Genomic DNA, 22,408 nt, shown 5'->3' with positions numbered 1-22,408 from the left:
ATATGAAAACTTATGAGTTTACCCCATTAACAGTACTAAAATATAATGAAGGGGGTATTTAAATGCATTCTTTTACTTTCTTATTAATTCTTATTTTAGTGGTATTTTTAACATTTTTAACTTATTACACAGAGAATCGCAAGAAAAATTGCACTTGGGCGGGAACCATTGAAAATAAAGCAATCTCAGATTATTTCTACAAAGGATATCACAGCAGCGTTTATATCCTCTATGTAACTAAGGATGATGGTGAGAAATTGACATTTGACGTTGATGAAACCGTTTACGAGAGTATTAATGTCGGTGATAGAGTTACTAAGGAAAAGGGAAGTTATTATCCATCAAAATTAATTTAATACAAAGGAGCGTCTTAAACGCTCCTTTATTTTTACTTATTTACATTTAATTCTACTAGCTTCAGTATTACTTCAACAGCCTTTTCCATTGAAGATACAGGAACATATTCGTATTTACCGTGGAAATTTAGTCCACCTGCAAAAATATTAGGAGTAGGAAGTCCCTTAAATGAAAGCTGAGCTCCATCAGTTCCTCCTCTTATTGGCCTAACAAGTGGCTTAACATTAGCTGCTTCCATAGCTTTTATAGCATTGTCTACTACATATTTAACAGGCTCTATTTTTTCCTTCATGTTTCTATACTGATCTCTTATTTCAATAGTAACCCTGTTGCCATATTTCTTGTTTAATTTCTCAGCTGCATCTTTCACAAACTTCTTTCTATTTTCAAAAGAGTCCATGTCAAAATCTCTAATAATATAGTTTAGTACTGATTTTTCTACATTACCTTCCATAGTATTTAGATGATAAAAACCCTCATAGCCTTCTGTTGCTTGTGGAGTTTCATCTTCTGGCATCATTGAAATAAATTCATTTGCTATAAGCATTGAATTGACCATCTTATTTTTTGCATAACCAGGATGAACATTTCTCCCGCTTATAGTAACCTTTGCCGCTGCAGCATTGAAGTTTTCATATTCAAGTTCACCAACTGCTCCACCATCCATTGTATAGGCGAAATCAGCGTTGAATTTTTTAACATCAAAGTGATCTGGTCCACGCCCTACTTCTTCATCAGGAGTAAAACCTATTTTAATAGTTCCATGAGGCATCTCTGGATGATTTACAAGATATTCAACTGCTGTAAGTATCTCTGCTATTCCAGCCTTATCATCAGCTCCAAGAAGAGTAGTACCATCTGTTGTTATTAAAGTTTCTCCTATGTAATCTTTAAGTTCTGGAAAATCTTCTGTAGATAGGGTTACCTCATCATTAAGTTTTATATCATTTCCATCATAATTTTCAATAAACTTAGGATTAACATTTGTTCCGCTCATATCTGGACTTGTGTCCATATGTGCAATTAAACCCATAACAGGAACCTTTTTATCAATATTAGCTGGCAGAGTTGCCATAACATAGCCATTTGAATCAACGGATATATCTATTAATCCTAGTTCCTCTAATTCTTTACCAAGCTCCTTTGCTAATACTAATTGACCGGCTGTACTTGGTACAGTGCTTGAATTTTCATCTGCCTTTGTGTCAAATTTTACGTATTTTATTAATCTTTCAACTACACTAGACATATTTTGTCCTCCTTTAAGATAAAAATTTTGTTAAATTGAAGGTTTATATATCTTTCTGTTATCAAGTGAATATACCTTCTCAGAGAAGCTCCCAGCCTCCACTTCACCTGTAACCCTTTTCATATCATACATCCTAGCATCAATTATGTCAAGATGATGAAGAAGTTCTGCTTCAGGAAACATAGGTTTTATTGGGCTTCCATATTCTGGCTCATAATGATGGGATAAAAGCATATGTTGTAATAACATCACAGACTCCTTATCTGCTCCTACAGCCTCAGCTACAAGCTCTATCTTTTTTATTCCCTGGGTAATATGTCCTAGGAGCTGCCCTTCCACAGTATATTCACTTACTATGCCAAGCTCGTTAGCTTCCATTTCCTCAAGCTTGGCTATGTCATGGAGCATTATACCTGCATAAAGTAAATCCTTATTTAAAAAGGAATAAATCTCACTAAGCTTTTCACCGGCATGAAGCATTGTAAGAACATGAAATAAAAGCCCTGATTTAATTGCATGATGATTTTTTTTAGCTGCTGGATAGTGCATCAGCTTGCTTTGTTTTTCCTGTAATATTGCTATAACTATATTTTTAATAGACATATTTGTCATATTATCAGCATATTTAAGTATTTCATTATACATAAAATCCGCTTGAAGCGGTGCCACAGGTACGAAATCTTCTACGTTAACATTATCTTGATTATTGCTCTCCCTTATTTTTTCTATTTTTAACTGAAGAGTATTATTCCAAAGGCTTACGCTGCCTCTAACCTTTACAAGGCTGCTTGAAGAAAACTTTGTTTCATCCCCTTCTTCGTATTCCCAAAGTTTTGCATTCATCTCACCTGTTTTGTCGCATAAGTTTAAATCTAAGTACTTTTTATTATTAGAAGATGTCTTAAGATCTATTGATTTTAGTAGAAAAAAACCCTCTATCTTTTCACCTGCATTAATTTCATTAATTTTTTTAAATTCCATTCGTCTCTCCTTAATTAATTAAAGCTTACCTTTAACAACTAATATTTTATTATCTTTCCGTTACTAAAAAGATAAATATATTTTTCTTTTACAGGAAGTCCTGTCATTCTTTCAAGAGCTTCAGTGTAGTAATAAAGCTGACTCTCATATCTATTCTTTATATCCATCATGTTTTCTTCAGTTGCGAAATCAGTTTTATAGTCTAATAATACTATACCATCCTCTTCCAAAAAGTAAACATCAATAACACCCTGCAAAATAATAACTTCATCCATATAAACTTTCTCAGACAGATTTTCTATAACCTCAGAAGCCTTTAATTTCATAAAAAACGGAGTTTCTTTTTTAATGTCTTTTTCTATATTATTAAGTGCAAGCATTCTCTTTCCTATTTCTGAACTGAAAAAACTAGTAATCTTTTTCACATTTACTGACATGGCATGTTCTTTTGTTAATAGTTCCTTTTGAATCATTTCTAAAAGCTGATCTTTTACTGCCTCATAAGAATTAACTCTATTAAAATCTATATGCTGCATTACAAAATGCATTATAGTTCCCTTCTCTGCACCAGAAAGGCCTTTTTTTTCTTCTAGAAACATGGGTTTCTTTAAAAGCCTTGAAGTAAATATATTTACAGTATTTTCATCTGAGAATAGTTGATTTTGAGATCTTTTAAGTTCTGTTACAGTTAATTTTGCAGGTATTTTAGAAGCCTCCTTTTGTAAATACCTCCAGTTAAGCCTTCTTTCTACTTCCTCTTTCATTTTACTATCCTGATTTTCCTTACTTAACTTTTCAAATAAAATAGTATTAATATTACTATAAGTTAAATCAGCTTCATCCATAATAACATCAATGACATCATTTTTAGTCCAGGTTTTAACAAACCAATTTGAAGCATCAGTATTTATATTTTTCTCACTAAAGGCTTCTATATCTGAAATATCTCTAATAATTTCACCATCTACATGCTTTGCAACAGCAGGTCCAATCCAATCAAGATAATTTTTACCCTTAAGTATTGAATATTCGGGAATCTTTTCTCCTTTATCTTCAATAGCTTCGCACCATTTCCTGCAGCTTTCCTTTAGACTTTTTACTGTTCCTGTTATAATTAGTTTTTCTTTTGCCCTTGTAAAGGCAACGTATAAAATACGCATTTCTTCTGAAAGGGTTTCTAATTTAATTTTTTTCTTTAGGGCAAACTTAAGCATAGTAGGGTATGATATTCTTCGTTTTGTATCAACAAATTCAGGTCCTATGCCTAAACTTTCATGAAATAAAATATTTTTATTAATGTCCATGAGGTTAAAGTTTTTTCCCGTTCCGGAAAGTATAACTACTGGAAATTCAAGCCCCTTGCTCTTATGAATACTCATTATTCGAACAACATTTTCATTTTCTCCTAATATTTTAGCACTGCCCATATCCCCACTGCTGCTTTTCAGCCTGTTGATAAAGTTTACAAAATTAAAGAGTCCTTTATAACTTGTTTGCTCAAACTGCCTTGCTCTTTCAAATAAAATTCTTAAGTTTGCCTGTCTTTGGGATCCTTGAGGCATGGCTCCTGCATAAGCAAAATAACCTGTATTACTGTATAAATACCAAATAAGCTCATCTATAGGCATATGCAAGGATTTTTCTCTCCAGATATCAAAAGAATTTAAAAAGGATAAAAGCTTTGTTTTCATTTCTAAATTTTCGTTACTCTCGCTGCATAATTTAATAGCCTCATAAAAAGGTATATTTTTATCTATGAGCCTAATGTCTATTAATTCTTCAGGGGTAAAAGAAAAAATTGGTGATCTAAGTACAGCTAGAATTGGAATGTCCTGCAAAGGATTATCAATTATCTGAAGCAGGGACATTATAGTTTTAATTTCAATAGTTTCAAAATACCCTCCCACCACGTCTGCATATACTGGTATATCCTGTTTCCCTAGTTCCTGTACAAAAGCAGGAGCATATTCTTTGGTTGCCCTCATAAGTATTACAATATCCCTATATTCCAATTTTCTATATGAAGCAATGTTTTTATCGAAAACCTTAAATGTTTTTCCTTCTTTAGTTTCCATTAAATCTTTTATAAGTCTAGCTGTAACCCTTGCTTCTAACTGGATATTATCTATATTCTCCTCTTCAAATGATTCCTTTGAAATCTCCCCTTCGTAAGTCTCGTCTTCCTCCTCATCATCCTTCAAAGCTTCAACTTTTTCAATTAAATGAAGCTCTAATGGGCCACCAACTATAGTATCTTCATACTCTGGCAGCTTATAGCTAGCTCCTAAGTTAAGAGCCTCATCTTCATTGTACTCTAGCTCACCTACAGTTTTAGACATCACACATTTAAAGATATAATTTACTCCATTTATAATTTCACCGCGGCTTCTGAAATTTTTAAAAAGCTTTATAAGTCTTTCCTGAGAGCCTTCTTTTAAAGAATAGCTTTCGTATTTACCTAAAAAAAGCATAGGTTCAGCCTGCCTAAATCTATAAATACTCTGCTTTATATCTCCTACCATAAACACATTTGGGGTTTCTGAATACTTTTTCGATACCATATTTATTATTACTTCTTGTACCATATTGCTGTCTTGATATTCATCTACCAATACTTCATGAAAATTTTCTCTAAGTTTCACAGCGGTCTCAGATGGAACTCTTTCACCTTTATCGTTAACCTCAGTTAATATATTTAAAGCAAAATGCTCTAAGTCACTAAAATCCAATATTCCTCTCTCTCTCTTTTTAATTTCATATTTATCCATGAACTTAATTACAAGCCCACCTAATTCCTTCATTAATGGATGAAGGTTTATTAAATTCTCTCTAATCTGCTCTGGCTTAAATCTACATATCTCATCTCTTAAAGCAGTAAGTCCCTTCTTAATCTTGTTATCCCTAATGGCTTTTATGTTTTCAGAGAGCTCCTTATCATAATCTGATTTTTTATTTAATCTTCCAATAGTTGTAAACTTGTTATTTATAAACTCTTCATAGAGGTTATTCCATGTACTGTCACTCGCAGAAAGCAATTTCAAAATAAGCTTCAAATCCTGCTTAAAAGTTTCCTCATAGGGCTCTAATCCATAAACTCCATGCAGGGTATTAATACACTTATTAATAATGGCTGCAATTCCATTTAGTTCAATTTTTATGCTTTCTATAATTACATGTCCCCATTTTGATTCTCCAAAATCAAAATCCTCACTTACCATAAATTCTGACCACATACCTTTAAGCCAGTTTTCAGGCCATGGGCTGCTGATAACAAACTCATAAAGGTTTAATATTAGCTCTTGAAGCTTTATATCATCTCTTCCGCCGCCATAACTTTCTACTAAATCTAGAAATTCCTTATTATGGCTTTTTTCACTATCCTCATAGCATTCTTCAAAAAGCTCCTGCAGGGTTTCACCTTTTAAAAGTATCTCTTCTGTTCCATCTGCTATTCGAAAGTTTGGATCTAAATCAATATTATGAAAGTTGTTTTTAATAATATTTAAGCAGAAGGAATGCATAGTAGTGATGTTTGCTTTATTTAATAGTATAAGCTGCCTTTGAAGAGCCTTTGAATTTGGATTGCTGTCTATTGCCTTACTAATAGCTTCCCCTATTCTTTCTCTCATTTCTGCTGCTGCAGCATTTGTAAAGGTAACTACTAAAAGCTTATCAATATCTACAGGTCTTTCTTCAGAAGTTATTATTCTTATAATTCTTTCAACTAAAACAGCAGTTTTACCTGAGCCTGCAGCAGCCGCAACTAGAAGATTACAATTTTTTGTAGTTATAGCCTGTTCTTGTTCCTTGGTCCATTTTGTATCTCCCATTCTACTTAACTCCTTTCACTTCTGTTTCTATTAGCCTCCAAACCTCTTCCTTATTTTTATCCTCTAAATACTTATAACTATTATCTTTAATACTTGGATCAAACTGACATATTGCCGCAAACTTGCAATGCTCGCAAGGTGTATTCTTCTTTTTTTTATAGGGAACAATGCTTATATTCCCATTAAGCATATCTTCACAAAGAGCAATAACAACCTTTCTTACATACTTACGTAAAAGCTCAAATTGCTCTAAAGTAGCTCCTGAGGTTTTATCACCTATCTCATTTCCTTTAACAATTTGTGCAGGTATTATCAGGGAATAACCATTATCAAGCTCGCGATCCATCCCTTTTATAACCTTAATATCCTTAAGCAGAAGCCCTCTAAGTTTTAATTCTTTTAATATTTTCTTTTCTACAATTTCATCTGAAAGCTCTCCATTTCCATTTATTATGGGATCCTCCACTCTAAAGTAGAATATAGCCCCAGGGAATACTTTCTTTTCTGAGTATTTCTCTTTATTCGCTAATATAGCATCTAAGTAAACTAGCAGCTGAAGCTGAAGGCCATAATAAACATCTGTAAGGTTAAAGCTTTTGTTACCAGATTTATAGTCAATTATCCTTATATATGTACCCTCTTCAGTTTCAAGTTCATCAATTCTATCTATTCTGCCAATTAAATCAATCTTATCTCCAGAAGGTAAACTTATAGTAATAGGAGGGTAATCTCCTTTAACTCCAAATTCAATTTCATGCCCAACCTGGTTAAAAGAACTCATTTTCATTTGGGTAGCTATTATATCCACAGCTCTAGTTAATATTCTCTTTAACCTTACTGCCATATATTTGTACCTTGAAGAGCTGTTTAAAACAAAACCAGTTTTCTCCTTTATTTTCTCGTCTACCAATATGGATACTGCATCCTTTGCCCAATTATTATCTATATCTCTGAAGGTTAATTTTTCTTTTTCTAGGACGGTAGAAAAATCATCTAATACCTCATGAATAAATGTACCTAGTTCCGGCATACTAAACTCATAAACTTTTCTATCATTTGCTTTTAAACCATATTGAACATAGTACGCAAATGGACATTCCACATATTTTTCTAGCCTGGAGATGTTAAGTTTAAGGGGCATCCCATAGAGGTTCTTTATTTTTTCAGTACCTACTTCTTGTGTTTGATTATTAAAATTTATTCCTGAAAAAGCTCTTTGGCACTTTTCTTTCCACTCTGGTTTTTCTATGTACCAATTATAGGTATACTTCCAAAGCGAGCTTACTTCCTTGCCATCTACTTTATTTCTGACAGCAGCTATTAGCTCATTAAAGCTGGATTTTTCGCCGGAGATTTTTCCTAGATCTTCATCTTCATTTGCAATATCACTTTTTTCTACTACCTTAGGAAAAAGTTTTTTTAATCTTGAAATTATAAAAGAAGGTCTTAGACTCTTTCCTTCAAAATTTGCAATTGGGTAGCTTAAATTTAAATATTTCCCCGCAATGCTTAAGCTTTTATATATTAAATACTGTTCTTCAAAAGCCTTAGCTTTCGTATCTTCCGCCAGTTCGATTCCTAGATTCTTTAATAGCTCTCTATCTTTATCATTTAAAATTCCCTCTTCATCAGAGCTTTTTGGAAATATGCCATCGTTTACTCCTATAATAAAAACTGCAGAAACTTCATGGCTTTTAAATCTTTCTATATCTCCAATTAAAACCTGATCTAAGCTAGGAGGTATGACACCTATTTCAAATTCACCTATCCCAATAGAAAATAGCTTAATGAATTCTTCAAGCTTTACCTCTTCTTCTCCCAATACCTCAACCATCTGATCAAAAAAGTCAATTACAATATTCCAAACCTGGCTGTATTCATTGGAAGTATCCAATTCCCCCCTATCTTTAAAATCCAGGACCCAATGTTCTACTTTTACTCCAGCGTTTATTTCAATTAAAAATTCATATAAAGCTGTACATATTTCTTTTATCTTCTTTTTACCTTTTATTTTTTTAGATAGATTTATAAGCGGCTTAGTTATAATACTTCTTATTTCATTTATTTTTTCTAACTTTTCGTCTTCATCTGAATTTTCATAGGTATAAGTTAAACTATACTGCCATTTATCCTCAAGCCACTTCTTACCTTTAATGCCATTAGCCAGTACATAGTTTTCAATTAAATCTAAGCTATCTCTTTCAATATTTACAAGGCCTGTTTTTAAGTATCTAAACATAGCTTCATAGGACCAGTTTTTAGTAAATATTTCAAGAACCGAATTTAGCAATATAATTAATGGATTGCTGTTTATATCTCTTCTTCTATCAATAAAATACGGAATATCAAATTCAGAAAAAATTACTTCTATTAACTTTTCATAGCTTATAAGATCTCTAGTTATTACAGCAATATCTTTAAATCTAAGCTTTTCATCCCTGCACAGCCTTATTATTTCCCTTGCTGTATTTTGAACCTCACTATAGACACTTAAACACTTAAATATTTTAATATTTTCTATATTTCCTTGGTATGTTTTGTAAGGATAGCTAAAGAAATTTTTTTCAAGATGCTTTAATTCTGAATCGCCTTTTAATCTCACAGCTTCCTTGTCATTTAAATTAACAGGTTTTTCATATAAAATATTATTTAATTTAGCAAGCTTTAATAATTTTTCCTCTGAATTTTTTATAGGAGAAAAAATATCTATATTGTCTATAGTTGTGCCGCTTATAGTACAATCCGAAGTTAAGGCAATATGTACTCTAATTGACTTTTTCATAAGTTTTTCAATAACTTTATATTGTACTGGAGTGAAAGTAGAAAATTCGTCTATCCAAATTTCCGTATTCTTAAGGCTATGATAGTCATCTAGTTTATCATAGAGCATATAAAGCTGATCTTCTGTGTCTATATAATTTTTATGCAGATAAGTCTCAAACCTGCTGTATATAGAAGTAATGTCTTGAAGCTTATTACTAAGTATATTCTCCTCATGTATTTTGATATAAGCCTCACTTAAAATATCCGGATTAATATTATATCTTTTAAACTCAGTAATTAGATTTGAAATTATTTTTATGAAGCCTGTCTGTTTACTTGCCCTTGATAACACATTTAGGTCATCTTTTACCTCTTCAATAACCTTATATAAAAGCATATTTTTACCTGAGGCATTCATGTGAGGTCTAGTAATTCCACCAACTTCACTTAATACCACATAGGCAAGCCTTGTAAAACTTAGTACCTGTATTCTTTGCAAGCCCTTTTCTCCAATTATTTCCACTAGTTCTCTATCTGCTTCTAGTGTGAATTGCTCTGGAACTAAGTAAATAAATTTTTTATCTTCTGGTAAACTTACAAGCTTTGCTTTTATGCTTTTAAGACAATATGTACTCTTGCCATATCCAGACCGGCCAAAAATAAATTGTAGACTCATAATTTCCACCCTCTACTTAAAAATAAATAACCTTCTTCGTTTATCAAAGAAGGTTATTATAATTTATCTATATTATAACATAATATTGTATATCTAAAGCCTAGTTTTATAAATTTTATATTAGAGCTCTTCCTGGAATAATGAGCTTCATACCAATCTTTAAACTATCTAAATTTTCAAGCTCATTTATTTGGATAAGAGCATCAACGGTAGTATTATATTTCTTTGCTATTTTCCAAAGGTTATCCCCGTTTTGTATAACATATATAGTAATACTAGCTCTCTTTACTGGTTTTTCAGCTTCGTTTGGAATAACATTAACAAGAAACTCTTTATTAGCTAAGTAATTTACTCTTCCATAAACACTAACTATAGCTTTAACTCCAATTGTATTTGCTTCAATTTGAGATTCAATATTCTCAAGACCTGCCTTAGCCATGCACTGCATATCTATTTTAGTCCCTGGGACATCAACTGAAGTGGTAAAAGGGATCTCATCCTTTATTACAAAGACAGCTTTTTCATCTTCATTTGTTCGATACAGTACTTCCACATTTAAAAGGCCTTCCACAATAACCTTATCTTCCACCAGTTTTTTATCTGTTACACACACATTACCTGTAGTTAGTACTATTGAAGCAGGCTTTGGATAGTCATCTGGAATTTCTATGTTTCCTTTAACTATAGCTTCATTTGAGGCATGGCCATGCATAACATTAAGGTCGTAATTCTTCTTTTCCATATTCATAACCATGGATGGAGAATAAACATCCTCAATAGTATCCATATGCTCTTTACTCATAACCTTTGTATTAGTTTTTAGTAAAGCTTCAATATCTACTATTCTTTTTTCCCCTAAGTCATCTTCTTTAATATCATAAATCATATCATCAACATTAAAGTCGGTAAAACTCTGCATAAAAGAATTTATAGCTTCAAGCTCTACTTCTTTACTTGCAAGGACATCATCTTGAATGCTGAAAATATCCTCTGAATCCTTTCCCCTATATAGAATTTCAAAGCGAGCAAAGGCTGATAAATTAACTTTTCCTTCTAATAACTTTGTTTCTTTCTTATGCAAGTTAACATCACACTTTAAAACAGTTCCAATTTGAGGCTTATCCATAGGTATCTGTAAGTGGGATTTAGCTACCATTTCGCCATCCACACTGCCTACGATTTTGTCCACAGAAGCTGTATCCTTTAATACCTGTACATCTGTAAGTCCCCTTAATTCCTTTACTATTTCAAAGTTATAATTCTTGTATACAGATGATTTTAATTTAATTATTCCCTCTACTCCAATCTTTCTTTCATTAATAATAACCGGCTCCATATGCTCTATGTAGCATTCTGCTTCACAAGGCATACCTCTGTTTGCACCATCAAGTTCAATGCTGTTTGAAAATTTTGAGGTATAGGAAACATTATGGACACCGCTTCTATTTTCGTCCTCTTTTGCTAGATAAAGCACATTATATTGCATCTGTCCTTCAAGGTATATCTTGTCCTGCATTACTTCTTTAGTTACAATGCTTGGATTAGCATCAAGCGTTAATATTCGATATACATCTGGATGCGTATCAGGAATTACATATTCTCCTTTTATGACTGTATCAGCAGTATTCTCTCCCAGAAGCTGCTCACACTCTATGCTTTCCTTAACAAGGTCTATAGCCATTTAAATTATCCCTCCCATAAAATACCTACTATTAATTTATATAAACTATAGAATAAAAATATGACAATTAAAAATAATTTAATGATAAATTACCTGCTTTTCCAACTCATTAATATTGACAAGCTATCTATTTTGTCATAATATATTACTTGGTTATTGACCATATAACCTCTCATAAATTCTCAATACCCTTTTATACCATAGTTGAAAGATGGGCACCCACCATCTTTCTTTTTTTATATCATATAAAAAATATAAGCAGCTGGAAGGGGGAGCAACCAACTGCTTATATCTAATCTATAGGGGAAGCATTTCGTATTTTTTTATGTTCTAATTATAAGTCTTACATATTAACTAAATATATACACAATTAAAACAATTTGTTAAAAGAATAAGTAACAGATAAAATTTAAGCGGTACTAATTAATTAGCCCGCTCATCCTGCAAACACTATTTGAACTGTTTTTGTCAAAACATCTGAATAACTATATGTCACTGTCCTTTGGGTGTCCTGATCTAATCTAATGACGAAGATGTTTGGATAGGTTTTTTCAATAGTTCCCTTATTGACTAAAACCTTTCTTCTACCGCCATTTGCTCTTAAAGTAACCTGTTCGCCAATATGGTTTTCAATGTCCATTCTTATAGAAGCTAGCACATTTCTTTTTTCCACATTAAACACCCTCTTTCTACATTGTAATTATACCGTAAAACACATTACTTGTCAAATGAACTAAATATTTTAGCAGTTAGCAATCTGTTTTGTCAATATTAAATTTCTGTAAACAGAAAAAATAATACTTCAAGTCATAAGGATTCTATAAGTTAAATAGCATCCGTACTTATGACTTAAAGTAAATTTTACAAAAATAAATTACATAAGTACAATAATATTATTTCCGCAATTTACAGATATATGCAAGATTTTTATTCTTTTTTATGCATATGAAGATTTAGGAAAACCCTCTCTATATTTTCCTCTAGTTTGCAGTCCCCCTATTCCCTTAGTTCCTGTTATTGTATTTTCTAATGCCTCTTGTATAGAAACCACCTTTTCAATATTTGTGTAGGCCACCTTTTCACAAACGAATACCGGGTCAAGGCAATGGATTAGAACTCTAGAAGGAGAACTAGCAAAGTTAGCACCTGCATCCAAAATTGCTTCATAATGACTTTGACAAGCCCCAGCGAAAATGACTAAATCATCATAATTTGGTTCATAATTTCTAAGTTCACTTACGGTATCAACGAAAAACTTAGAATTTCTATAGTTATTTATATCAGAAAAATCCAAACTTCCCTTAGTAATTGCATCATGACCGGTTATAACTACAATATCTGGTCTTATTTTTTTTACTAGCTGCAATACTTCTGTAGGCTGATCTTTCTCGGCTATAACCGTCCCGATTGCTTCTAATTCTAACTTTTTATAAACCTTAAGGCAGACTTCTAGGTATTCCGCATCACCATCAATATGGAGTATCTTACCTGGCCTGCCAAAGGTCAATTCCTTATTTACAGCTATTTTGGGGCTTCTGTAGGACTTACTTATGTCCATTCTGCCAATCATTATGTTTTTTATAGAAGTATTTACCCTTCGGTTTAAAACTTTTTCTTTTTCACCTAGTGTATTTTCCATAACTTCTTCTAGATCCTCTAAGGGAGCATCTGCAATTACTCTTAAATTAATACCCTTAAGTGTATAAATAATTTGGTTTTCATCTTTTTTAATATCTATTATTTTAAAGGTAATATCTTTACCATAGGATTTTCTAACCACTGTATCGCCTATTTCCATACTTTCATCTCCACTTTATAGCTTAATACTATATATTATGAGATGCTGGCTGTAGTTGTGCACTGCATAAAATAAAAACATAAAATACCGCCCTGCTGCTAAAGACCTACCTTAAATAATCTTTGTCCAGCTAGGCGGTACTTATTTTCAAATTAATCCTTTTGATCATATAGTGCTTTGAACTCTTCAATAAAATTAATATACTTTTCCTGCTCTAAAATTAGCTCCTCTATTTTATTATTAAAGGTTGTTTGTGCCCAGTTTACTTCATTATAATAATATCTGTTAGCAAGCCTCCAATACCTTTGAGGGAATAGCAAGAATGCAAATAATACTCTGTATTCATTATCCTTCAATGGGTATATTTCATTATAGGCGTTAATAATAAGCTGAGCATATTCTATATTCCAATCTAACCTTTTCAGTACTTTAATTATAAACAGTGAAAGATCATAAACCCTTATCTCTTTTTTGCAATAATCAAAATCTATAACATGAACACTGTTTTCATTATCCATTATTATATTGTGGTAGGTATAATCATGATGACAAAAGCCTTTTTCATCATCTGCGATTATGCATAATTCCATATAGTCAGAATTATCAAGAACCTTCATAGCCTTTTTACTTAAATTTTTATAAAAGTCCATGGATTTAATATAATTCATATCAAAGTTTGTTTTATTATTCTTTTTCCTAACCATATCCCTCATTTTTTCAAAGGATTTTATTCTCTTATCCATTAGATGGGGCCATCTGCCTAAGTCACTTTTAAGCTTACTATTTTCTGGTGGATCGAAGCCTTTTGATGCTATATGCATTAATGCTAAGTTTTTGGCAGCAATCACTAAGTCATCCTTATTATAAAAGTCACATTCTCTTCCTTCTATCCATTCTGACAGAGTATATATATCTTCATTAACCAGGGCATAAGGATTGCCGTCTATATTCAAACAGTATCTATCTACTCTTGGAAAACCATTTTGAATAAGGTGTTCTTTTGCACCATAAACAAAAAGTAATTTTTGAGTGCCATAGTTTATTTTCTTTAAACATTTTATTCCCTTATTAGTTTTAAGCAAATATACTCCCTTATTTGGTTTAATGCTTTCAATTTCAATATTAAACTGCCTCTCAAGTTCAAATTCTCTCATCATTTTGCTCACCGCCCTCCTTCTCCATTTTGTATTTATATCTCAAATCAAAGCCTCTATATAATTTATATGTAGCTTATTACTCAATTATTAACACTTTTTACAGGTTCTTAATATAATAAAATATAATCATTTTGAAAGGAAACTCATATGAAAATAGGAATAGATGGAAGGGCAGCTAAATGGTATAGAGGAACAGGAATCGGCACTTATACTTATAGGCTCCTTTCAGCTTTAAATTCTTTAAAAAAGGTAAATGAATATTTGCTTTTTATGCCTAAGAGTTCAAATTGTGATATTCTTTTTAAAGATAATTTTCATATTAAAAATATAAGTGAAGGAAATAAAAATAGCTTTTGGGATGAGGTAAATATTCCAAATATACTTGTAGATAAAGATATGGAACTTTATCATATACCCCAAAATGGGGTTGGACTACCAGCAGAAAAGACTTTGCCTTTTGCTATCACCTTACACGATATTATACCCTATAAGATGCCTGAAACTGTTGGAGACACATATCTAAGGATCTTTAATGAAGAAATGCCTGATATAGTCAAAAGATGTGATGGAATAATAACTGTTTCTGAATATTCCAAAAATGATATTGCAGATTACTTTAACTTCCCTAGAGAGAAAATTTATGTAACCTATCTTGCTGCAGAAGATATATATTTTCCAATAGATAAGAATATATCAAATAATGTTATCAAAACTCAGTATGGAATTACTGGTGATTATATATTATACGTAGGAGGCTTTAGTCCAAGAAAAAACATAGTTGGACTAATCGAAGCCTTTAGTATGCTCGTAACTAAATATAAACAGGATATAAAGCTTGTTATAGCAGGTAAACAAGGCAAATCCTATAGCATATATAAAAAAAGAGCAAGCGATTTAGGCCTTGAAGAAAAGGTACTCTTCCCAGGCTTTATTGAAATTGAACATCTTCCCTATCTCTATAACGCTGCTAAACTTCTGGCTTATCCTTCTTTTTATGAAGGCTTTGGACTTCCTCCTGTTGAGGCAATGGCTTGTGGTATACCTGTTATTACTTCAAATGTTACTTCTATTCCAGAGGTTTTAGAAGACTCTGCAGTATTTATTAATCCCTATAATGTAGATGATTTATGCAGCTCAATGTATAAAGTGCTTTATGATGAAAAGCTTCGAGATAGCCTTATTATTAAAGGCCTTGTACGAAGCTCAGAGTTAAGCTGGAATAAAACTGCTGAGAAAACCTTACTTGCATATAATAAGATAATAAATAATTAAATTATAATTTCAAAATATTAATCTATTCTCCCATTAAAAATAAAATAATATAAAAGAATGCAGGAGTATATAAAATCTACTCCTGCATTCTCTTTTATTCTTTAAAAACCAATTCTCTATTATAAATATCCTTCTTTCTATATAAAATTAGGCTTAACAAAAACCTAAAAATTAAATCTATGCCCATAACAATCCAAATTACTATTATAGAAAGATGAAATATATAAGTAAAGGCCAAGGTAAATGGTACTCTTATTCCCCAAAGTCCTACTGCTGCAATGTACATAGGTATTCTAGTATAACCAGACCCTCTTAAGGCACCATTAATAACACCAGATATATTCTGAGGCAATTGTACTAAGCCCATTATAAATAGATATTTTGCTCCTAAATTAATAATTTCCTCATTAGGTGTCAGCATAGACATTAAAACTTTTGGAAAGAAAACTAAAATTGCTGAACAAAAGCAAGTTATCAAAACAGCTCCTTTAAGAGTCTCTTTAAAGTAGGATTTCCCTTGTTCTTTATTTTTCGCACCTAATGCCTGTCCAATTAAGGTGGTGGCTGCTACTCCAAAGCCAGCTGCAGGCAAATAAGATATAGATTCAGCCTGAAGTCCAAACTGATGTGCTGCAAAGGTGGTTTCACCAAAGGTTAATATTGCCTTTGTAAGTATTATTGCTGCTATCTGCCAAAATATTGATTCCATAGACGCTGGAATACCTACCTTATAAATTTCAATTACTTGCTTTATGTCCACCATAAAAATATTCTTATTTATCTCAGAGTTTAAGACTCCATTTTTACCTAGCAGTACATAAAGACCTAATAACGCACCGCAAATTTGAGCACAAACAGTAGCAATAGCTGCACCTTTAAGTCCTAAGGCAGGTATTCCCAAGTGTCCAAATATTAATAAATAACTAAGAATAATATTTATAATATTCACTATAAAACCTATTATCATTGGGGTTTTTGCATTCCCCATCCCTTGAAGACTTGCAGCTACTGCAAGCATTATTGTTAGAAATGGTAATCCGAAAGAGATCGTTTTTAAATATAATACAGCATTTTGCATTAGATTCTCACCTGGATTAAATATACCCAATAATAGATTTGCATTAAAATAAATAATTAGCTGAAGTATTATAACTAAAAAAATTGAAGAAATTATTGTCTGTTTTATAACCTGTTTTAGCTTTCTATGATTATTGGCACCATAGGCTTGAGCTACGAATACAGCCGTACCCGTTGTTATTCCCTTAAATAGTGCCCAAACAATCTGGGTAATTCTTGAGCTAATACCTATTGCATCTACTGCAATAGAACTATTTGATCCAATTCTTCCTATCATGGCCATTGACACAAGTCCTGTTGCCATTTCAAGTACGCTTGCTATAGTTATCGGCAAGATCATCGTGTAAATCTTTTTTCGTATTTCCTGCAAGGCTTTCTTATTAGTATTTTCCCCCATTGCTGTTCTCCCAACTTCCGAGTATTTAACTAGATAATTATACAATAGAATTTTATGCTTTACTACAGAAAGCAGTAGTTTAACTAATTCCTAAATTTATACTCACCTTAAATCAAAAATCAAGGTTTTAATAACCGCTAAACATTCCCTTGTATAGTACATAGGAATAAGTGGCGCAAATAATTCAGCTGGCTCTCCGAAAGCTGTAAATCCGCTATTTCGTGCAATAAGCTCTGCTCTGAACATGTGAAAGTTATTGGTTACAATTTTAATTCTTAAATTTTCTCTACCATCAATCTCCTTTAAAAGGCTTTTAGTAAACTGCATATTTTCTTTTGTATTTGTTGATTTCTCTTCTTTGATCAAAAGCTTATCATCAATGCCTTTTCTTATTAAGTATCTTCTCATGCCTTCTGCTTCTGTAATAGTTTCTCCAGGTCCTTTACCACCCGATAAGACGACCTTAATATTGGGATTTTCCTTAATAAACTTAATGCTCTCATCTAATCTTTCTTGAAGAGCCAAGGAAGGGGTATCTCCCCATAATCCGGCACCTAAAACAACTAAATAATCCACAGCTGCTGTATCTTTTTTACTTCCATTATAAATTATAAAGCCTTCAATAATGATGAAAACCGCAATTACAAATATAATAAAAGTTTTAATTGGCTTAATTATGAATTTTAACTTTTGAGGTAAATATATTTCCTTAAACAATACTATGATTGATCCAAGTATTACCAGAGCCACTCCAAGTAAAAGGAAAAATTTCGAAAAATTCACCCTATAAATCATAATACTAAAGCAGTAAACAATACTATAAATACCAAGCAAAATTAATAAAACACCAGATATGTTTTTAAAAGTTAACTTTTTCATTTTAACCCCCTTGTATTCCTTATACTGTACTCAAGCATTATTAATGCTTGAGCCCCTTGTATTCCTTTTGTACTGGTCAGTTTGAGCTTGCTCATTCCATTCGCAAACTGCCCGTAAAAGTCCATTTAGGACTTTTACCTGTACTCAAGCATTATTAATGCTTGAGCCCCTAGCATTTCTTATACTGAACCAAACATTTATCAATTGTTTGGCCCCATAGATAATTTAATTTCTTAAGTGAAATTTAATATACAGCTTAATTTATATAAAAGTTATATGAAGCTTATTCTAATACTACCATATTTTTTTACAGATGTGATAATTATCTTAAATACGAAACTTAATTATCTAAATAGAATTTAATCTTACATCCGAAATTTACCCTACATTTTACTTCACCGAAATTTATAAATAGAATAATCTTTACACACGAACACATGTTTGTTATACTATTTGTATTATATTAATTTTAAGGGATGAAAAGTATGGAGCTTAGTGAAAAATTAAAAATACTTTCTGGAGCAGCTAAATATGACGTCTCCTGTTCCTCTAGCGGAAGCAGCAGAAAGAACAAGGCTAATGGAATAGGAAATGCAAGTGAAAGCGGCATTTGTCACAGCTTCGCGGCAGATGGAAGATGTATTTCTCTACTTAAAATACTTTTAACAAATTATTGTATATATGATTGTACTTACTGCATTAACAGAAGGTCAAATGATGTTTCTAGGGCCGCCTTCACACCTGAAGAAGTAGCTGATTTAACAATAAATTTTTATAAAAGAAATTATATTGAAGGTTTATTTTTAAGCTCTGCGGTTTTTAGAAATCCTAATTATACAATGGAACTTTTAGTTAGAACTGTAACCCTTCTAAGGGAAGCTTATAATTTTAATGGTTATATACATTTAAAGGCTATTCCAGGTGCTGATGAGCTGCTTATTAAAAGGGCTGGGGAGCTGGCTGACAGAATAAGTGTAAATGTGGAGCTTCCCTCTAATGAAAGTCTAAAGCTTTTAGCTCCACAAAAAAGCAGCAATTCTATTTTAAAGCCAATGGCTTATATTGATTCCCAGATTATTTCTAATGTTGAAGAAAAGAAGTTTTTTAGGAATGCTCCAAGCTTTGTACCTGCTGGTCAAAGTACTCAGCTTATAATTGGTGCAACTAAGGATTCAGATTTAAAAATAATGAAGCTGTCTGAAAACTTATATAATAATTATAATCTTAAAAGGGTGTATTATTCAGCTTATGTTCCAGTAAATAATAATCCAAAACTTCCTTACATAATAAATCCTCCACTTTTAAGAGAGCACCGGCTATATCAGGCAGACTGGCTTTTAAGATTTTATGGCTTTTCTGCAGGAGAATTATTAAATGACAATAAGCCAAACTTAGATATAAATTTTGATCCAAAAACTGATTGGGCCATAAATAACTTATCACATTTTCCTATAGAAATTAATTCTGCCTCTCAAAGACTGCTGCTTAGGATACCAGGTATTGGTGTAAGATCTGTAAAAAGGATTGCCGCAGCAAGGAAAGTTCATAATTTGACCTTTGAGGATTTAAGAAAATTAGGAGTAGTTCTTAAAAGGGCTCAATATTTCATTACTTGTAGTGGTAAATATTATGGAGATATAGCTTTTAAGGAAGATTTTATAAGAAAGAGACTTGCTCCAAAGATTGATTTAAATTATTTAGAAAATCCTAAGTATGAACAGTTAACATTTTTTACAGGTGTTCCTGCCATATATAAAACTGAGGACTCATTTTCTAGTATTACAGGAGAAATTTAGTTATGATATGTTATGTTTTTGATGGAAGCTTTGAAGGTCTATTAACTTCTATTTATGAGGCCTATTACACTAAAGAAAGAATCGAAGAAATAGTCCCTTCGAGTGAGTTTCAACCGACTCTTCTTACAGAGCCTAAGTATATAGAAACTAACGAAGTAAAAAGCTCCAAAGTATATGCTGCCATTAAGAATAAAATTTCTGCGAAGGCTTTAGAACTAATATATCATGTTTATCTTTCAGAAATAGATGGCTGTTGCAGTTTAATCTATAATTATGTAAGGCTTGGTTTTAAATTAGGAAGTAAAATCAATCTCTTTTTACATGAAGATACTGTACTAAATATTCATAATATAAGCAATAAAGTTACCAATGAATGTCATAGAATGCTTGGTTTTGTTAGATTTAAATTTATAGACAATATATATTACTCTTCTATTGAGCCTGATCATAATATTGTAGGTTTAATAGCACCGCATTTTTCCGAAAGGCTCCCCAAAGAGAGGTGGATTATTCATGACCTCAAAAGAAATTTAGCAGTTTTCTATAATAAAAAGGAGTGGATTTTAACGACATTTACTTCAAAAAATATTGATTCTTTAACAATAAAAGAAGAATCTGAACTTTATGAAAGTCTTTGGAAGGATTTCTTTAATACTATTGCTATTGTTGACAGAACAAATCCAGCTTATCAAAAAAGAAACATGCCAAAGAGATACTGGAAGCACTTAACTGAATTTGAAAAGTAGAATTAAAAAATCTATGGATTATTTTTAAAGTTATCCTAGACTTGGCTTTTTATAATTCCCTTTAGAATTATAAAAGACAATCTCAAACATAATTAAATTTGAGATTGTCTTTTTTTTAAATTTAAATATACTCTTTTCTAAGAACTTCTCCTTCAATGCTGATTGTTACAACCTTAATTGGGATGTTTATTCCTGAATTATCTCTGCCTATTTTTGTTGCCTGAGCAATTCCACTGCAGCATGGGACTTCCATCCTAAGTACTGTAATACTTTCTAAATCATTTAAGCTAATAATATCTTGAAGTTTTTTTGCATAATACATAGAGTCATCAAGCTTAGGACATCCAACTACAACAGCCTTATCCTTAAGAAAATCATTGTGATAATTTGCATAAGCAAAAGGAACACAATCAGCGGTAACTAAAAGGTCAGCATGCTTTAAATATGGAGCTGAAGCTGGTACAAGCTGCAGCTGAACTGGCCACTGTCTTAACTTGGAAGTCAATTTAACCATGTCATCCTCTACTACTTCTTTTCTTTGAATCATTCTCATTCTGCTTCCTGGGCAGCCTCCCTCATGACTATGGGGCTCAGCATGACCAAATTGTCTTACTGCACTTCCTGGACACCCACTGCTTACATCCTGATGGGAGTTATTTAAAGTTTTACCTTGTGCCTTAAGCATTTCTTCTACGGCTTCTTCATTAAAGTCATCTGCTTCTCTTTCTATTATTGTAATTGCATCTTGAGGACAATGTCCGAGGCAAGCTCCTAGACCATCGCAATATATTTCTTTCATAAGCTTTGCCTTTCCGTCAATTATTGCAAGAGCTCCTTCAGCACAATTTGGAATGCAAAGCCCGCAGCCATTACACTTATTTTCATCTATAGAAACAATCTTTCTAATTGCCATTAATAAACCCCTCCAAAACATTTTTTCATTTAATAATCTAATTATAGACTATTTTTAACAAACAATCGGTAACCAAGGTTACGCATACTTGCCACAATATCCTTTTATGTTTATAATTATTATACAACATTGCTAAAGGATGATATTTTATGAGTATACATGATTATATAGCGGTTATAAAAAATGCAACTTTATTTAAGTCTTTTTCTGAGGAGGACTTAGAAAGGCTCTTTAACTCAATACCTTATAAACTTGAACAATATGGAAAAGGTGATGTTATTTTAGCAGAGGAGGATACCTGCAGTACCTTGAATTTAATACTTGAAGGCAATATTGAGATTCAAAAAATAGACGCTTCAGGAAAAGTTCTCTCCATCGCTGAATTTACAAGAGGAGATATTTTTGGAGAAATGCTCATATTTGCAGATTCGAATGCAGCACCGATAAATGCAATATCTAAAACTAAATCCACTGTCTTACTTGTAAGTAAAGCCTCTGTTATAAGCTTATGTCAAAAAAGTGAAAGTTTCTTAAGTGAATATTTAAGAATTATTTCTAATAAGGCCATGATTCTTAACTTAAAGCTTAAAGAAGTTACACTTAAAACCATAAGACAAAAAATTTGTGAATATCTTATTTCGCAATACAAAGAACAAAATTCCTTAAGCATAAAACTTACCATGACAAAAAAAGATTGGGCAGATAAAATCGGCGTTCAAAGACCCTCTTTATCAAGAGAACTTATAAAGATGAAAGAAGAAGGTATTATAAATTTTCAAAAGAACATTATTACTATTGAGAACTTGGACACATTATTAGAAATAAGCTAAATTAGA

16 protein-coding genes are annotated in these 22,408 nt (G+C 32.0%); 5 read left to right on the top strand and 11 right to left on the bottom strand.

Annotated features, from left to right (window positions below):
- Nucleotides 1-62: 62 nt before the first annotated feature.
- Entirely contained in the window at nt 63-356 is a 294-nt protein-coding gene (locus tag ACJDUG_RS02530; protein ID WP_406768307.1) for a DUF7489 domain-containing protein, read from the top strand.
- 32 nt (nt 357-388) lie between these two features.
- Here the strand turns inward: ACJDUG_RS02530 and pepT are convergent, their stop codons facing one another.
- The 8 genes from pepT to ACJDUG_RS02490 form a co-directional block, all read right to left on the bottom strand.
- Nucleotides 389-1,606, bottom strand: coding sequence for a peptidase T (gene pepT / locus ACJDUG_RS02525; protein WP_406768306.1), 1,218 nt, complete (start codon nt 1,604-1,606; stop codon nt 389-391).
- A gap of 30 nt (nt 1,607-1,636) precedes the next feature.
- The gene (locus ACJDUG_RS02520; RefSeq protein ID WP_406768305.1) at nt 1,637-2,587 is read right to left on the bottom strand and encodes a 3'-5' exoribonuclease YhaM family protein; all 951 of its coding nucleotides are present in this window, start codon (nt 2,585-2,587) and stop codon (nt 1,637-1,639) included.
- Between the two features lie 38 nt (nt 2,588-2,625).
- Nucleotides 2,626-6,417 (bottom strand): helicase-exonuclease AddAB subunit AddA, encoded by a 3,792-nt coding sequence (addA, locus tag ACJDUG_RS02515; RefSeq protein ID WP_406768304.1) that lies wholly within the window; start codon nt 6,415-6,417, stop codon nt 2,626-2,628.
- Between the two features lies 1 nt (nt 6,418).
- The gene (gene addB / locus ACJDUG_RS02510) at nt 6,419-9,856 is read right to left on the bottom strand and encodes a helicase-exonuclease AddAB subunit AddB (RefSeq protein WP_406768303.1); all 3,438 of its coding nucleotides are present in this window, start codon (nt 9,854-9,856) and stop codon (nt 6,419-6,421) included.
- A gap of 115 nt (nt 9,857-9,971) precedes the next feature.
- Nucleotides 9,972-11,537 carry a DUF3794 and LysM peptidoglycan-binding domain-containing protein gene (locus tag ACJDUG_RS02505; protein WP_406768302.1) on the bottom strand — a complete coding sequence of 522 codons (1,566 nt, stop codon included), beginning with the start codon at nt 11,535-11,537 and terminating at the stop codon, nt 9,972-9,974.
- Between the two features lie 436 nt (nt 11,538-11,973).
- The gene (locus ACJDUG_RS02500) at nt 11,974-12,210 is read right to left on the bottom strand and encodes a Veg family protein (RefSeq protein ID WP_406763754.1); all 237 of its coding nucleotides are present in this window, start codon (nt 12,208-12,210) and stop codon (nt 11,974-11,976) included.
- Nucleotides 12,211-12,474: 264 nt separating this feature from the next.
- Nucleotides 12,475-13,335 carry a sporulation peptidase YabG gene (yabG, locus tag ACJDUG_RS02495; protein WP_406768301.1) on the bottom strand — a complete coding sequence of 287 codons (861 nt, stop codon included), beginning with the start codon at nt 13,333-13,335 and terminating at the stop codon, nt 12,475-12,477.
- A gap of 152 nt (nt 13,336-13,487) precedes the next feature.
- Nucleotides 13,488-14,492, bottom strand: a complete 1,005-nt coding sequence (locus tag ACJDUG_RS02490; protein ID WP_406768300.1) for a CotS family spore coat protein — start codon at nt 14,490-14,492, stop codon at nt 13,488-13,490.
- A 147-nt stretch (nt 14,493-14,639) separates the two neighbouring features.
- Between ACJDUG_RS02490 and ACJDUG_RS02485 the strand changes: the two genes are divergently transcribed.
- The gene (locus ACJDUG_RS02485) at nt 14,640-15,764 is read left to right on the top strand and encodes a glycosyltransferase family 4 protein (protein ID WP_406768299.1); all 1,125 of its coding nucleotides are present in this window, start codon (nt 14,640-14,642) and stop codon (nt 15,762-15,764) included.
- 94 nt (nt 15,765-15,858) lie between these two features.
- On the opposite strand, the gene ACJDUG_RS02480 is transcribed toward ACJDUG_RS02485, so the two are convergent.
- On the bottom strand, nt 15,859-17,238 hold the full coding sequence (locus ACJDUG_RS02480; protein WP_406768298.1) for an MATE family efflux transporter: 1,380 nt from the start codon (nt 17,236-17,238) through the stop codon (nt 15,859-15,861).
- A 102-nt stretch (nt 17,239-17,340) separates the two neighbouring features.
- Nucleotides 17,341-18,117 (bottom strand): YdcF family protein, encoded by a 777-nt coding sequence (locus ACJDUG_RS02475; protein WP_406768297.1) that lies wholly within the window; start codon nt 18,115-18,117, stop codon nt 17,341-17,343.
- 485 nt (nt 18,118-18,602) lie between these two features.
- On the opposite strand from ACJDUG_RS02475, the gene ACJDUG_RS02470 reads away from it, so the two are divergent.
- Nucleotides 18,603-19,913 carry a putative DNA modification/repair radical SAM protein gene (locus tag ACJDUG_RS02470; protein WP_406768296.1) on the top strand — a complete coding sequence of 437 codons (1,311 nt, stop codon included), beginning with the start codon at nt 18,603-18,605 and terminating at the stop codon, nt 19,911-19,913.
- A 2-nt stretch (nt 19,914-19,915) separates the two neighbouring features.
- Entirely contained in the window at nt 19,916-20,659 is a 744-nt protein-coding gene (locus tag ACJDUG_RS02465; RefSeq protein WP_406768295.1) for a TIGR03915 family putative DNA repair protein, read from the top strand.
- A 121-nt stretch (nt 20,660-20,780) separates the two neighbouring features.
- Here ACJDUG_RS02465 and ACJDUG_RS02460 read toward each other — a convergent pair whose 3' ends face one another.
- On the bottom strand, nt 20,781-21,572 hold the full coding sequence (locus ACJDUG_RS02460; RefSeq protein WP_406768294.1) for an ATP-binding protein: 792 nt from the start codon (nt 21,570-21,572) through the stop codon (nt 20,781-20,783).
- A gap of 149 nt (nt 21,573-21,721) precedes the next feature.
- Here ACJDUG_RS02460 and ACJDUG_RS02455 point away from each other — a divergent pair, with 149 nt between their 5' ends.
- Nucleotides 21,722-22,402 carry a Crp/Fnr family transcriptional regulator gene (locus tag ACJDUG_RS02455; protein WP_406768293.1) on the top strand — a complete coding sequence of 227 codons (681 nt, stop codon included), beginning with the start codon at nt 21,722-21,724 and terminating at the stop codon, nt 22,400-22,402.
- Nucleotides 22,403-22,408: the final 6 nt, after the last annotated feature.

This window comes from Candidatus Clostridium stratigraminis (assembly GCF_045310675.1).
In the GTDB taxonomy this organism is placed as follows: domain Bacteria; phylum Bacillota; class Clostridia; order Clostridiales; family Clostridiaceae; genus Clostridium_AT; species Clostridium_AT stratigraminis.
The sequence above is the reverse complement of the archived record's forward strand: the minus strand, read 5'-3'. Positions and strand labels throughout refer to the sequence as shown.